Raw genomic sequence first — 14121 nt, 5'->3', positions numbered from 1 at the left:
TATTTTCAACAAATGATTTACCACATTTTGTATCAAAATAAAACAACTAAGTGACAACACTATGACAGGACCACTCTATTTAGCTTACTTAGATTGTAAAAATGCTTTAACTAATGCCTGGGTTGAACTGTCCAGTTTAGTGGCATCAGCTCCGCTTAATGCCTGATAAATCGGGCCAGACAGCTGTTTACCCAGTTCTACTCCCCACTGGTCAAACGAATTAAGGCGCCATAACACACCCTGGCAGAATACTTTATGCTCATACAACGCAATTAAAGCGCCAACATAGTAAGGCGATAATTCCGGCAACAGCAGAGTATTGCTGGGCTTATTACCTGGCGATACTTTATGCGGTGCTAACTCTGCAGCCTGTTGGGCGGTCATACCTGCCGCTAGGCATTCGTCTGTGGCTTCCTGCAGTGTTTTGCCCTGCATTAATGCCTGTGTCTGGGCAAAGCAATGCGCCGTTAAACGCTGGTGGTGATCGGTTAAGCTATGCGCCGGTTTCAGTGGCAAAATAAAATCGGCCGGCACAGCCAGCGCGCTTTGGTGCAATAGCTGATGATAAGCATGCTGGCCGTTAGTGCCGGCATCGCCCCAAATCACCGGTGCGGTAGCGTCAGTTAACGGCTGGCCATTAGTATCAACGCTCTTGCCATTAGATTCCATGTCCAGCTGTTGCACATAAGAGGGCAGTAAACGCAGATAATGGCTGTACGGCAGTAAAGCCTGCGCCTGGCAGCCAAAGCCATTAATGTACCAAATGCCCAGTAGTGCCAGCGTCAGTGGCATATTCTCAGCCTGCGGTGCATTGATAAAATGCTCGTCCATGGCTTCAGCGCCTTTAAGCAACTGCACAAAATGCTCGTTGCCAATCATCAGTGCTACCGGTAAGCCAATTGCTGACCACAACGAATAACGCCCGCCAACCCAATCCCACATCGGCAGAATATTTTGCTCAACAATACCAAACTCTGCGGCTGCAGCAATATTAGACGACGTAGCCCAGAAATGGCGGGCAATGGCTGCAGCGTCTGCACCGTTGTCTTCAAACCATTGGCGCACAGCCAGCGCGTTTTGTTTGGTTTCTTCAGTGCCGAATGATTTAGACGCAACAAACACCAGGGTGGTAGCCGGATCGAGGTGTTTCACCACATCGGATACCACAGCGCCGTCAATATTACCGGCAAAATGCAGTTTAACCGGGCTGCAGTGATAAGGCGTTAATGCCTCTACCGCCATTTGCGGGCCAAGTAACGAGCCGCCAATACCAACCCAGATCAAATCAGTTATGGCTTTGCCGCTGTAACCTTTATATTCGCCCCGGTGTAACTGGCTGACCAGCGCTGTCATTCTGGCGCGGCAATCGGCGATAGCGCTACCGATATCTTCGCCATCAAGCTCAAGCCCTGTCACATCCGTTTTACGCAGCATGGTGTGCCATACCGTGCGCTGTTCGGTGTTGTTAATTTTTTCACCCGCCAACATTGCCTGCAGTACTGGCTTAATATTACTTTGTGCGGCCAGTTGCTGCAGTGCCTGCCAGCTTTGGTCATCAATCAGGTTTTTCGAGTAATCAAGGGTAATACCGCAAGCTTCAGTGTTAAAACGGTTAGCCCGGCCAGGATCAGTTTTAAACGCCTGGCGTAACGAAATGTGTTTTGCTGCCAGCTGTTTAAGACCAGACAATGCGGAACCTGACATACTCTACTCCCGTGAAAAATGTGTGATTAAAGTGCCTGCTGGATCAACTGTTCCAGCTTACGTTGGTCAATAGCAAATTTGCGAATACCTTCAGCCAGCTTTTCTGTCGCCATAGCATCTTCATTTAATGCCCAGCGGAACTGGCTTTGGCTCAGTTGTTCCGGTGCCGGGCTGGTGGCACCGCTATCGGTTAAATGCACGGTCAGCTCGCCTTGCTGCTGGCTAAGTTCAGCCAGTAAGCCTGGGCTAATGGTTAAGCGGTCACAACCGGCCAGGGCTAATACTTCGCCTACGTTACGGAAGCTGGCGCCCATCACCACGGTTTTAAAACCATGTTGTTTGTAAAAGCGGTAAATTTCACGTACTGATATTACGCCCGGGTCGGTTTCAGCTGTGTAATCCTGCCCGGTGCTGGCTTTGTACCAATCCAGAATGCGGCCAACAAAAGGTGAAATTAAATACACACCGGCTTCAGCGCAGGCGCGGGCCTGAGCCATATGAAACAGCAGCGTCAGGTTACATTGAATGCCTTCCTGCTCTAACTGGCGTGCGGCCTGAATACCTTCCCAGGTAGAGGCAATTTTAATCAGAATGCGCTCAGTGCCTATGCCGTTTTCTTTGTAAAGCGCAACCAATTGGCGGGCTTTAGCTATAGTGGCATCAGTATCAAAAGACAAACGGGCATCAACTTCGGTAGATACCCGGCCTGGCACCAGCTTACTGATGGCTGTGCCGATATCGACGGCAAATTTGTCTGATGCCAGGCTAAGCCGGGCTTCAGCCGTGCTGGCTTTACTTTTAGCGTAGGCCACCGCACCGGCTAACACTGGCTTGGCAAATTCCAGCTGGCTGGCATTTAACAATAAGCTGGGATTAGTGGTAGCATCTACCGGACGGAACTGCTCAATGGCGGTCAAATCGCCGCTGTCTACTACAACAGTGGTCACTGCTTTTAGCTGGGTAAGTAAGTCGCTCATATTGTTTTATTACCGTATTTTTGATCACATTCTAGTGATGTAGCGTTTAATAAGCAATTAATGTAGGAATATTACAACAAAGTTCGGTGCGAACCGGATTTTAACTACATTAGCGTTGCGTGGCGTAAAGTAAGTTACTATATTGCCTGTTTTTGCCGGGCGTAAAAGGCCATATTTTGTTTCAGTGTAAATTAGCACAGGATCTCGATGATCTTCCAAACCAGCTTTTATAAAAGCAAAAAACTTCTGTTAATCGAAGACTGTGAGCCGGTGCGTGCCTCTATTAAGGGCATGTTACAGCAAATTGGTTTCGATGATATTACCGCTGTTGCTGACGCAATGCAGGCTATATCTCCGGCCAGACGGCACAGCTTCGACTTTATTCTGGCTGATTTTAATCTGGGTGACGGTAAAGACGCACTGCAGTTGTTTAACGAGTTGTCTGCACTTGGGGCGATTAAAACCGCTTGCTGTTTTGTTTTGATGAGTACCGAACCCCAACGTTTACCAATGTTTGGTGTATTGCAGGGTACCCCCGATCATTTTGTATTAAAGCCGTTCTCCTATGTCGAGCTGGAAAAACGGCTGGCTAAAGCCTGGCAAAACCGCACCGCACTACGTAAGGTTTATCAGGCCATTAAACAGGCCGATTTAGCCAACGCCTTGCTGGAGCTGGACGAAGCCCTGAAAGCCGGTTCAGCAAACCCGTTACAGGCCCTGCGCTTAAAAGGCGAACTGCTGCTGGCACAAGGCGAATATAACGCGGCAGCGCAGCTGTACAGCAAAATTCAGCAGCAACGCGATTTTAGCTGGGCCCGCCTGGGTGCCGCTGCCGCCATGGTAAAACTGCAGCAGTGGGATAGTGCTGAGCAGCTATTACTGCAACTGGCAGAGCAGGATGATATTCGCCCTGAAGCTATAGAGTTGCTGGCCCGGTGTTATTTGTTGCAGGCTGACTTAGCCAAAGCACAGGAACAACTAACTGAACTGCTAAAACTACAACCTACCAACATGGCGGCACATTACGCCCTGGCAGATGTATTACAGCTTAACGGCCAGCAGGAAGATAGCAGTAAATATTTACAAAAACTGGTTCAGCAGTTTCGTTTTTCCGCTTTTGACGCACCGGATTGTTATTTGCAATTAAGCCGCTTATTACTGGAGCAGGCACAATACGCCGAGTTAGCAGCTTTTACCGGCGCACTGAAAAAAAGCAGTGAAGCACTGGCGAATATGCCGCAAAAGCTGGCCACCGATATGATAGAGCCCGAAATAGCCGTACTGCGGGCACGCATCAGTTTATTGCAGGGCAATTTTGCCGATGCCAGACAGCAATTAAACCAGATTACCGTTGCCAGCAAACCTGAGCATGTTGCTGCTGAGCTGGACAAAGCCCGCCTGGCTTTTGCCCTGGGCGATACTAAACAGGCTGAAGCGCACCTTGCCGTGCTAAAAAGTGCTGATTTTGCTGCGGATGATCTGTCGGGTTGTTGCCAGCGTTTACTGGCAAAACAAGCCGTGCTGCGTGAAACAGAACTCAGAGCGCACCTGCGCGATTTAAACCAGGCCGGTATGGATGCTGTGCAAAAAGGTAATGTAAAAGCTGCACTGGTAAAACTACGCAAGGCATTTTTGCTGATGCCGTGTAATGCCGGGCTGGCGCTTAACCTGCTGCAGGTACTAGGCCAGTTACCGGCACACAAAGCCTTGTTGCCTTTGGCTAAGGCTGTACTGGGTGCGTTGGAAAACACCGCTTTAACCAATGCTAACCAGCAGCGTCTGGCTCAGCTGTTGCCGCAGTTGCCAGAGCTGTACCTTGATTAACACAGGTTTTATTTTAATACCTGAATAAAATCGGAATTATCTATGTTGTTGCTTGTATCTCCTGCAAAGGATCTTGATTTTCAGCCGCTGGCACAGCCACTGCAGGTTACCCAGCCGGATATGCTGGCACAAAGCCAGCAACTGGCCGAAATTTGTAAAAGCCTGACCCCGGCTGATTTATCTTCACTGATGCATATCAGCGATAAACTGGCGGGCTTAAATGCTGCCCGTTTTGCCCAGTGGCAATTGCCTTTTACAGAAGACAATGCCAAAGCAGCCTTATTTGCCTTTAACGGCGATGTATATCAAGGGCTGGATGCTGCCAGTTTAACGGCTGACGATATTGCTTTTGCCCAGCAGCATTTGCGTATTTTAAGTGGCTTATATGGTGTACTGCGGCCACTGGATTTAATGCAACCTTACCGGCTGGAAATGGGCACCAAACTAGCAAACCCGCATGGCAAAGATCTATACGCTTTCTGGCAAAACAGTATTACTGAGCAGTTAAACCAGCAGCTTAGCGTATTACAAACTGAGGTAGTGGTTAACCTGGCGTCGCAAGAATATTTTAAGGCGGTCAAACCTAAGCTGCTGCAGGGCCGGCTGATATCACCCGTGTTTAAAGATTTTAAAAACGGCCAGTATAAAATTATCAGCTTTTTTGCCAAAAAAGCCCGCGGCCTGATGGCGCGCTATATCATTGAAAAGCGTCTGACTACAGCAGAACAACTGAAAGGCTTTGATTTAGCGGGATATCAATATAGTGCTGAACAATCAAGCGCTGACGAACCGGTATTTTTGCGCCACAGCGCTGAATAAGCACTGCGCCGGCGCAGGCTTTTTTGTTACAATGCCGCTCTTTGCCGGTAACGGCGTGCCAGTGGTGTTGTAACAAATGAAATTTCCCGGCCTGCGTAAAATTAAACATTATTTCCCGGTATCCCAGCCCAAACCTCAGCTACCCAGCTTTGAAGTGCGGCCGGAACTGGATACCTATATCGTTGGCCTGGATCAAACTATTGTTGATGTAGTGGCCAGCGTTAGCGATGAATTTCTGCAAAAGTATAATATCCGCAAAGGTTTATCTAACCTGGTAGAGCACGGTAAAGCCAACCTTATTTACCAGGAACTGGTAGCACAGCAGGCCATATCAGATCATTTCGCCGGTGGCACTATCGGCAACACCATCCACAATTATTCTGTACTGGCTGATGATAAATCAGTGCTGCTGGGTGTTATGTCGGCCAATATTGCACTGGGCTCACCGGCGTATCACTATGTTTGCCACACCAGCTCGAAAGTAGATATGAACCATTTACAGGGTGTGGCAGGTGATATTGGCCGGGGAATTACTATGATAACACCGGACGGCGAGCGCACCTTTGTTATCGACCCCAGCGATATGGATGAGCTAAGCCCGGATTACATTCCTACTGATATCATTGCCGGGGCTGCGGCTTTTGTTGTTAGTGCTTACCCGCTACGTGCTACCGATCAGCCTATTCAGCAGGCGATGTTAAAAGCCCTGCAGGATGCCAAAGCGCATAATGTGCCGGTGGTAATGAGCCTGGGCACCCGGCATTTGGTAGAAGAAAACCGCGAGCAAATTCTGCTCACCATTAAAGAGTACGTTAACGTACTGGCAATGAACGAACTGGAAGCTGAAGCCTTAACCGGTTTTGCCGATCCGCTTAAAGCCGCCGAGGCAATATTGGATCACACCGATATGGTGCTGATCACTGCCGGGCCTGAGGGCTTATACCTGTGTGGCCACACCGACGACAATGTTAAACGTGAGAGCAGTAACCCGATTAAATCGGCCAGTCTGGCCGATTTTAACCAGTATGAGTTCAGCCGGCCAATGCTGCATGCTAACTGTGACAAACCACTGAAAGTGTATTCACATATCGATCCGTATCTGGGTGGGCCGGAGCGGATTAAAAACACTAATGGGGCTGGCGATGGGGCGCTGTCGGCAATATTGCATGATATGGCGGCAAATCATTTCCACAAGCAGGTGCAGCCATTGTCGGGCAAGCATGAGCAGCCGTATCTGGCGTATTCCTCATTCGCACAAATTTGTAAGTATGCTAACCGGGTAAGTTACGAAATTCTGGTGCAGAATGCACCGCGCTTATCTAAAGGCCTGCCAGAGCGTGAGGATAGCCTGGAAGAAGCTTACTGGGAGAGATGATAGGGCATTGAGCCTGGTGTGGCGCTGCTCCAGTGGGCAATCCCGCTGTGCTCGCCACAGCAACTCGCAAGCCATCCCTGGCTTGCTCAGACACTCTGTGGCTGCGCACCGGGACGCCCACCTGCGCAGCGCTATCACTCCGGGTTAGTTAACTCTGAAACACACTTTCCAGCAAACGGAAAGTACCTGCATCAGCATCCATTTCTACTTTGCCACCCACCGGCACAATAAACTGCTGGCGTATGTGGCCAATCATGGCGCCACGGTACGCTGGTATATTAAGTGGTTTAATGTGGTCTTCAAAAATCTGATCCATTGTCAGCCAGCCATAGCCCCCGCTGGGGCGACAGGCGGTACATTCACCAAAAATAAAACCGGCAATTTTATCCAGTGCGCCCATCAGTTTTAACGTGCTTAACATGCGATCTACGCGGTAGGGCGCTTCTTCTACATCTTCTAAAAACAAGATTTTGCCGGTGAAGTCGGGTAAATAAGGTGAGCCTGCCAGGGCGGTTAACACCGTAAGGTTACCGCCTACCAGCTCACCCTGCACCTTACCACCGGTAATGGTTACCGTGCGGTTTTGCCGGGCTACCAGCTCGTCTTTGGCATCCAGCACATTTTGGTACTGCATTAACTCGCGATCGAAAAATACCCGCTGAAACTGATCGGCATTAAAGCTGTTCCAGCTACCTGTTCCATTAGGGCCGTGGAAGCTGACTAAGCCGGTTTGGGCATGAATAGCATTATGCAGTGCGGTAATGTCGGAATAGCCCAGTAAAACCTTGGGGTTGTTACGAATAAGCTTGTAGTCAAGCAACGGCAGTAAACGGGCGGCACCCGAGCCACCGCGCAGGCAAATAATGGCTTTTACCTCTTTGTCGGCAAACATGGCATTAATATCGGCAGCACGCTCTGCGTCGGTACCGGCCAAATGGCCACGGCGGGCGGCAAGGTGTTTGCCGGTTTTTACCTTAAAACCAAGCGCCTGCATCACTTCCTGGGCAATCTGTAAATCCAGGGCTTCATCGGTGGCTTTAGAGGGGCTAACCAGGGCAACGGTATCGCCCTTGTTTAAAGCCAGTGGCAACAGGCGTTTGTTGTTAGCACCTGCAGGTGCGGCTATTACGCTGCTACAACCGGCCAGAGGTAACAGGGCGGCGGTAAGGGCACAGTTTTTTATAAATTGTCTTTTGTCCATTAAGCAACTCCACTGGCTATCAATTTACTGAGCTAATAATTTATTCAAACTACCAATAGCAGCTTAACTAAATAATTCCAAGATTGCACAGTTAAAATGCGATAGCCGCCGCTGTTTTTGCGAGCGGCGGTTGCCAGAGGTTTAGCTTACTTTTTCGTCTTTTTTTCCGCTTTTTTCGCTGCGGCTTTGGTGGGCTTTTTCTTTTTCACCGGTACTCTGGCTTCTTTGTTTTTCGGCCGTAGTGCTTCTATTACGCGGCGTTTTAGTTTTTGCTCAATGTAGCGCTCTACTTTAGCCAGAATAGCGATATCGTGCGCTTCAATCAGTGATATTGCGGTGCCTTTTTTACCGGCGCGGCCGGTGCGGCCAATGCGGTGCAGGTACACGTCGGCACTGCGCGGCATATCAAAGTTAATCACGTGGCTTACATCGTCAATATCCAGGCCGCGGGCGGCAATATCGGTTGCCAGTAAAATATTTACCCGGCCAGAGCTGAAACGCTCAACCGCCTGCATACGTTTATCCTGTGGCATTTCACCCTGTAACCAGCCGCAGCGTAAGCCTGCTGTTTCCAGCTGGCCGGTAAGGCTTGCCAGGCGCTCACGGGTTTTAATAAACACGATGGTTTTGGTGACATCCGGCTGCTTTAACAGATGAATAAGCAGAGCCAGTTTATGCTGGGCGTCGTCAGCTAAATGTACCCATTGCAGAATTTTGGCGTTTTCTTTACGTGATGGTATGGCTTCAACCCGCTCCGGCTCTTTTAACGCGCGTGCGGCAAACCGTTCTAAATTAGCGCCTTCCAGCGTGGCTGAAAATAAAAATGTCTGCCGGCGGCGGCGTGCTTCCAATACTATGCGGTTCATCTCGCCAATAAAGCCCATGTCCAGCATACGGTCGGCTTCATCTAAGATCAGCAGTTCTACTTCATCAGCCTGAAAGCTTTCTTCATCCAGGTACTCGGTTAACCGGCCGGGTGTGGCGATAAGAATATCGTTGTTTTTTTCCAGTGTATCTTTGTGGCTGCCGTAGTTAATACCACCGGTAATTACGCCCACATTAAGCTCGGTAAACTGGGTAAAGTGTTTAAATTCGTCGTATACCTGATATGCCAGTTCACGGGTTGGTGTCATCACCAACACGCGGGCAAAGCCCGGATCTTTGCGGCCAAAGTCGAGCAGATACTGGATGGCAGGCAACACAAACGCCAGAGTTTTACCGGTGCCGGTGGGGGCGCTGGCCAGTAAGTCTTTACCTTCCAGTGCCAATGGGATCGCCATTTCCTGGATCAGCGTGGGCGCCTCGAAGCCACGCATGCTAATGGCGCGGTTAATATCATCGTCCAGTTGAAAATCTGCGAATGTTGTCATTTTGTCCTCAGCATGGTTGCCTGCCCGGTGACACTGCGGCCGCTTCGCCGTAAACTGGCGGCGGAGGTGCTGATGTCAGCCGGATTTCAATGTAAAAAATTCTATGTTGCTCATGATCAATGCGCGATGAAAGTCGGCACTGACGGTTTATTGCTTGGCGCTTTTGCACCACTACCGCCACCGGGTGGCGATATTCTCGATATTGGTGCCGGCTCTGGCCTGATAAGCCTGATGTTAGCGCAGCGTACAGCGGGTGCCAATGCGATAGACGCGATAGAGCTGGATCCTGCTGCGGCAGAACAAGCGGCTGCGAATGTGGCAAGCAGTCCATGGCCAAACGCGATACGGCTGATAAAGGGCGACATTCTAACCTATAGCAGTGGCAAACGTTACCGCTTAATTGTATCTAACCCGCCGTTTTTTCAACAATCGCTGTTATCGCCTGATCAGCGGCGCACGCAGGCACGCCACACCGACAGCTTGCCCTTTGCTGCTCTGCTGCAAAAAGCCGCTGAGCTATTACACAGCGAAGGAGTTTTTGCACTGATATTACCGCCTGACAGCGCGCAAAGCCTGTTAACGCTGGCACAGGCGCAAGGCTGGTTTGTCGTGCAATATTGTGCAGTGCGCAGCAGCGACACTAAAGCTGTGCTGCGGCTATTGTTATGTTTAAGCCGGTATCCGGCAGATACTGAATACAGCAGCCTGAGTATTCATCAGGCCGATGGTAGCTACAACGCACAGTACAAGGCGTTATTACAAGATTTTTATCTGAAGTTTTAGTCAGGCGTATTTACAGCTGGCTGGCAATTTCCTGCAAAATCTGGCTTACCCAGTCGTTTAAGCGCTCGTCGGTTAAGTCGTACTGGTTTTCATCGTCCAGTGCCAGGCCATAAAACAGCTCGCCGTTTGCAGTAAGCGCTTTGGAGGCAATAAAGTCGTAACCTGCGGCAGGCCAGTAACCAATGCGCCTCGGGTTTTGCGGTGCTATGGCGTCGTGTAGCATACCCACGGCATCAATAAACCACTCTGCATAACCGAGTTGATCGCCCATACCATAAATGGCAACAATTTTGCCGTTTAAATCTACGCCGCTAATGTCATCCCAGTGTGCTTCCCAATCTTCTTGAATTTCACCGAAATCCCAGGTCGACAGGCCAAGTATCAGAATATCGTAGCCAGCCATTTGGCTTAGTGGCACTTGCTTGATATTGTGCAGCTCTACTGTGTCGGCGCCAATTAAAGCCTGAATTTTCTCCGCTACCATTTCGGTATAGCAGGTGGTTGAGCCGTAAAATAAACCGATTTTCATATCTGTGTTATTACACCATAGCGCCAGCAATCAAGACGCGCAGTGTAACAGAATCACGCTACCTTCAAAATCCCGGCTTTGCGGCTAAGCCGCCATGCGCTAACATAGCCTGAGTTTTCAGAGTAGGCAGCGATGGCAACAACAGCAGTACAACCTGATGCAACAGATCTGCAGCTGATCAGTCAGTTTCTTGACCAGCTGTGGCTGGATAAAGGCGTAAGTGAGCATACACTTAGCGCTTACGGCACCGATTTAAAAAAGTTTGCTGCCTTTGTTGCCGGGCAACAGCAACATTTACTCAGTACCGACAGCCTGTTGGTAAACCGTTATCTGGCGCAGCGTTACGACAAACAATACAGCCCGCGCAGCACCTCACGCGCACTTAGCAGTTTGCGCCGCTTTTACGCTTATGCACACCAAAGTGGCAAAATAGCCGACAACCCGCTCAGTCAGTTATTAAACCCCAAAGTAGGCCGTAGCTTGCCTAAAACATTATCTGAGCAAGATGTTGAAGCTTTACTGAGCGCGCCTGACGTGAATGACCCGATACAGTTTCGTGATAAAGCCATGCTAGAGCTTTTGTACGCCAGCGGTTTACGGGTGTCTGAATTAGTTGGCTTGTCGATGCAACAACTTAACCTGCAGCACGGTCTGGTAAGGGTAATGGGTAAAGGCCAGAAAGAACGGCTGGTGCCCATGGGCGAAGAAGCGGCACACTGGCTGACACGTTATTTACGCGAGGCGAGGGTACAGTTACTTGGCGGACAAATGCTGGATGTGGTGTTTCCAAGTAACCGTGCGCAGCAGATGACACGGCAAACCTTCTGGCACCGTATTAAGTTTTATGCCAAAGTAGCGCACATTCAGGCAGAGCTGTCGCCGCATACATTGCGCCACGCTTTTGCCACCCATTTACTGAACCATGGCGCCGATTTGCGTGTAGTACAAATGTTGCTGGGCCACAGCGACTTATCTACCACACAAATTTATACCCATGTCGCGCAGGCGCGGTTACAAAGCCTGCATCAGCAACATCATCCGCGCCCTTAAGCGCAAAACAGGAAACAGTATGAAAAAGTTTGTATCAGCGTTATGTAGCCTTGGATTTATCGCAGCAGCCAGTGCGCAAAGCACCGACATTGATGCGCAGCATAACCAGATTAAGCAGCAGTTTGCTGTGCTGAATTTATCAGTAAATGCCATTTCTGAGGCACCGCTGGATGGGGTGTTGCAGGTATTTACCAACCGGGGCCTGTTTTTTACCTCAAAAGATGGCCGGTACTTTATTGAAGGCAATATTTATGACCTAACCGACAAAGTGCTGGTTAACGACGAACAAATGCGGCCTTATATTCAGCAACAGGTTGCGGCAAATAAAAGAGGCACTATCGAATACAAAGCCAAAAACGAAAAATACGTTATTAACGTATTTACCGACCCTACCTGTGGTTATTGCCGCAAATTACACAACGAAATGAAAGACTATAACGACGCCGGTATTACCGTACGTTATATGGCATTTCCGCGTGGCGGCCTGGCATCTGAAACCTATCTGCAAATGCAGCACATCTGGTGTACAAAAGACAGCCGGGGCGCGATGGACGCTGCAAAAAATGGCAAAGATGTTAAGCCTGCAATGTGTAATAACCCGGTTAAAGCGCAATATGAAATGGGTCAGTCGTTTGGTATTAGCGGTACACCGGCCATTATTATGCCAAACGGGCGTTTAATCCCGGGCTATCAGCCTGCTCAGGCACTGTTAGCCCAACTGCAGGCGGAATAACAAACCGCCTATGTCTGTAGTAACCCGTATTATCCAGCGCCGGGAGTTACCCGGCGCGTTACCTGACTTGCCGCATAATACCCATCCTGTACTCAAAAGGCTTTATGCCTGTCGCGGGGTGAAAAACGCCGGTGAACTTGAGCGTGGCGCCGGGCGTTTATTGCCGTTTCAGCAGCTAAAAGGCATAGATGTCGCCACCGCGTTATTAATTAATGCTCTGCAACAGCAGCAACATATTGTCATTGTTGGTGATTTTGATGCCGATGGCGCTACCAGCACAGCAGTATTGCTAAGCGGATTAAAAGCGCTGGGGTTTAAATTGGTGGAGTATCTGGTGCCTAACCGTTTTGAGTACGGTTATGGTTTAAGCCCTGAAATGGCCGAGCTTGCCGTAGCGCAGGGCGCTGAGCTTATTATCACCGTTGATAACGGTATCTCGGCTATTGAAGGTATTGCACTGGCGAAAAAAGCCGGTGTTAAAGTACTGGTAACCGATCATCACCTGGCTGGCAACGAATTACCCAATGCCGATGCTATTGTAAACCCGAATCAGCCAGGCTGCAGTTTCCCTAGCAAAGCATTGGCGGGGGTTGGGGTGGCATTTTATCTGCTGTTGGCATTACGTGCTGCACTGCGCGAACAACACTATTTTACGCAGCGGCAACTGGCCGAGCCTAACGTAGCAGAGTTACTGGATTTAGTGGCGCTGGGCACAGTGGCCGATGTGGTGCCGCTGGACAGTAACAACCGCATTTTGGTGCATCAGGGCTTAATGCGTATTCGCAGCGGCAAATGCCGCCCCGGTATTCAGGCGTTAATTGATGTTGCCAACCGTAATGCGGTTAAACTGACCGCCAGCGACTTTGGTTTTGCCTTAGCACCACGTTTAAACGCCGCCGGCCGGCTGGACGATATGTCGCTGGGCATAAGCTGCCTGCTGGCAAATGATTTGGGCTTAGCCCGCCAGTATGCTGCCGAGCTTGACAGCTTAAACGTAGAACGCCGGGCGATAGAGCAAAGTATGCAGACAGAAGCGCAGGCGTTTTTAAGCCAGTTGTCATTTGATGGCACCGAACTGCCTGAGGCTTTGTGCTTATACCGGCACGACTGGCACCAGGGCGTGATTGGTATTTTAGCCGGGCGTATTAAAGAGCAGTTTCACCGGCCAACGATCGTGTTTGCCCAGGGTGATGAGGGCGAGCTTAAAGGCTCGGCACGCTCGATACAGGGTTTGCATATCCGTGATTTGCTGGAAGAAATTTCCAGCCAGTACCCGGGCTTAATTAAAAAATTCGGTGGCCATGCTATGGCGGCAGGGTTAACTATCAGCGCAGACCGCTTAGATACCTTTAAACTGGCGCTTAGCCTAACGGCAAAAAAACACTTAACGGCGGAGCAGCTTACCGCAGTGCTTTACAGCGATGGTGAATTGCCGGCAGAGTGTTTTGATATTGGTTTTGCCCGGTTGCTGCAAAATGCCGGCCCCTGGGGCCAGGCGTTTCCTGAGCCGGTATTTGATGGTGAATTTAACCTGATTAGCCAAAAAATGCTGGCTGACAGGCATTTAAAAATGATGCTGCAAACCGCTGATGGCAAGCTTGTTGATGCCATCTGGTTTAATGCCGACAACAAAGCCTGGCCGGATGTTAACGTGCAAAAAGTACAGCTGGCATATCAGCTGGATATTAACGAATACCGCGATAAACAAAACCTGCAGCTGTTAGTGCGGCATATGCTGGCGCTGTAAAGATAGTGG

General features: G+C 49.8%; 12 protein-coding genes. 7 read left to right on the top strand and 5 right to left on the bottom strand.

Features of this window, described 5'->3' with window-relative positions; translation table 11 throughout:
* Nucleotides 1-84: 84 nt before the first annotated feature.
* Together pgi and tal are read right to left on the bottom strand one after the other, a co-directional pair.
* A complete protein-coding gene (gene pgi / locus M2404_RS00930; RefSeq protein WP_259237638.1) occupies nucleotides 85-1704 on the bottom strand; it encodes a glucose-6-phosphate isomerase in 1620 nt (539 codons plus the stop codon).
* 26 nt (nucleotides 1705-1730) lie between these two features.
* Nucleotides 1731-2681 (bottom strand): transaldolase, encoded by a 951-nt coding sequence (tal, locus tag M2404_RS00925; protein ID WP_259237637.1) that lies wholly within the window; start codon nucleotides 2679-2681, stop codon nucleotides 1731-1733.
* Nucleotides 2682-2888: 207 nt separating this feature from the next.
* Between tal and M2404_RS00920 the strand changes: the two genes are divergently transcribed.
* From M2404_RS00920 to M2404_RS00910, 3 genes are all read left to right on the top strand, one after another.
* Complete coding sequence (locus M2404_RS00920) at nucleotides 2889-4505, top strand: tetratricopeptide repeat protein (RefSeq protein ID WP_259237636.1); 1617 nt, start codon at nucleotides 2889-2891, stop codon at nucleotides 4503-4505.
* Between the two features lie 42 nt (nucleotides 4506-4547).
* Complete coding sequence (gene yaaA, locus M2404_RS00915; protein ID WP_259237635.1) at nucleotides 4548-5324, top strand: peroxide stress protein YaaA; 777 nt, start codon at nucleotides 4548-4550, stop codon at nucleotides 5322-5324.
* Nucleotides 5325-5400: 76 nt separating this feature from the next.
* Nucleotides 5401-6699, top strand: coding sequence for an inosine/guanosine kinase (locus M2404_RS00910; protein WP_259237633.1), 1299 nt, complete (start codon nucleotides 5401-5403; stop codon nucleotides 6697-6699).
* A 148-nt stretch (nucleotides 6700-6847) separates the two neighbouring features.
* Here the strand turns inward: M2404_RS00910 and M2404_RS00905 are convergent, their stop codons facing one another.
* Complete coding sequence (locus M2404_RS00905) at nucleotides 6848-7900, bottom strand: S66 peptidase family protein (RefSeq protein WP_259237631.1); 1053 nt, start codon at nucleotides 7898-7900, stop codon at nucleotides 6848-6850.
* Between the two features lie 146 nt (nucleotides 7901-8046).
* Nucleotides 8047-9270, bottom strand: a complete 1224-nt coding sequence (gene srmB / locus M2404_RS00900) for an ATP-dependent RNA helicase SrmB (protein WP_259237630.1) — start codon at nucleotides 9268-9270, stop codon at nucleotides 8047-8049.
* Nucleotides 9271-9342: 72 nt separating this feature from the next.
* Between srmB and M2404_RS00895 the strand changes: the two genes are divergently transcribed.
* Nucleotides 9343-10053 carry a tRNA1(Val) (adenine(37)-N6)-methyltransferase gene (locus M2404_RS00895; RefSeq protein WP_259237628.1) on the top strand — a complete coding sequence of 237 codons (711 nt, stop codon included), beginning with the start codon at nucleotides 9343-9345 and terminating at the stop codon, nucleotides 10051-10053.
* 10 nt (nucleotides 10054-10063) lie between these two features.
* Here M2404_RS00895 and fldB read toward each other — a convergent pair whose 3' ends face one another.
* Complete coding sequence (fldB, locus tag M2404_RS00890; protein ID WP_259237627.1) at nucleotides 10064-10582, bottom strand: flavodoxin FldB; 519 nt, start codon at nucleotides 10580-10582, stop codon at nucleotides 10064-10066.
* A gap of 132 nt (nucleotides 10583-10714) precedes the next feature.
* Here fldB and xerD point away from each other — a divergent pair, with 132 nt between their 5' ends.
* The 3 genes from xerD to recJ are packed head-to-tail and all read left to right on the top strand — an operon-like array spanning nucleotide 10715 to nucleotide 14112.
* A complete protein-coding gene (gene xerD / locus M2404_RS00885; RefSeq protein ID WP_259237625.1) occupies nucleotides 10715-11632 on the top strand; it encodes a site-specific tyrosine recombinase XerD in 918 nt (305 codons plus the stop codon).
* Between the two features lie 19 nt (nucleotides 11633-11651).
* Entirely contained in the window at nucleotides 11652-12365 is a 714-nt protein-coding gene (dsbC, locus tag M2404_RS00880) for a bifunctional protein-disulfide isomerase/oxidoreductase DsbC (RefSeq protein WP_259237624.1), read from the top strand.
* A gap of 10 nt (nucleotides 12366-12375) precedes the next feature.
* The gene (recJ, locus tag M2404_RS00875) at nucleotides 12376-14112 is read left to right on the top strand and encodes a single-stranded-DNA-specific exonuclease RecJ (protein ID WP_259237623.1); all 1737 of its coding nucleotides are present in this window, start codon (nucleotides 12376-12378) and stop codon (nucleotides 14110-14112) included.
* Nucleotides 14113-14121 lie beyond the last annotated feature (9 nt).

Origin of the sequence: Rheinheimera pacifica, from assembly GCF_024809855.1 — a bacterium.
Lineage (GTDB): Bacteria > Pseudomonadota > Gammaproteobacteria > Enterobacterales > Alteromonadaceae > Alishewanella > Alishewanella pacifica_A.
Note: the sequence above shows the minus strand (reverse complement) of the source record. Positions and strands in the feature narration are given on the sequence as shown.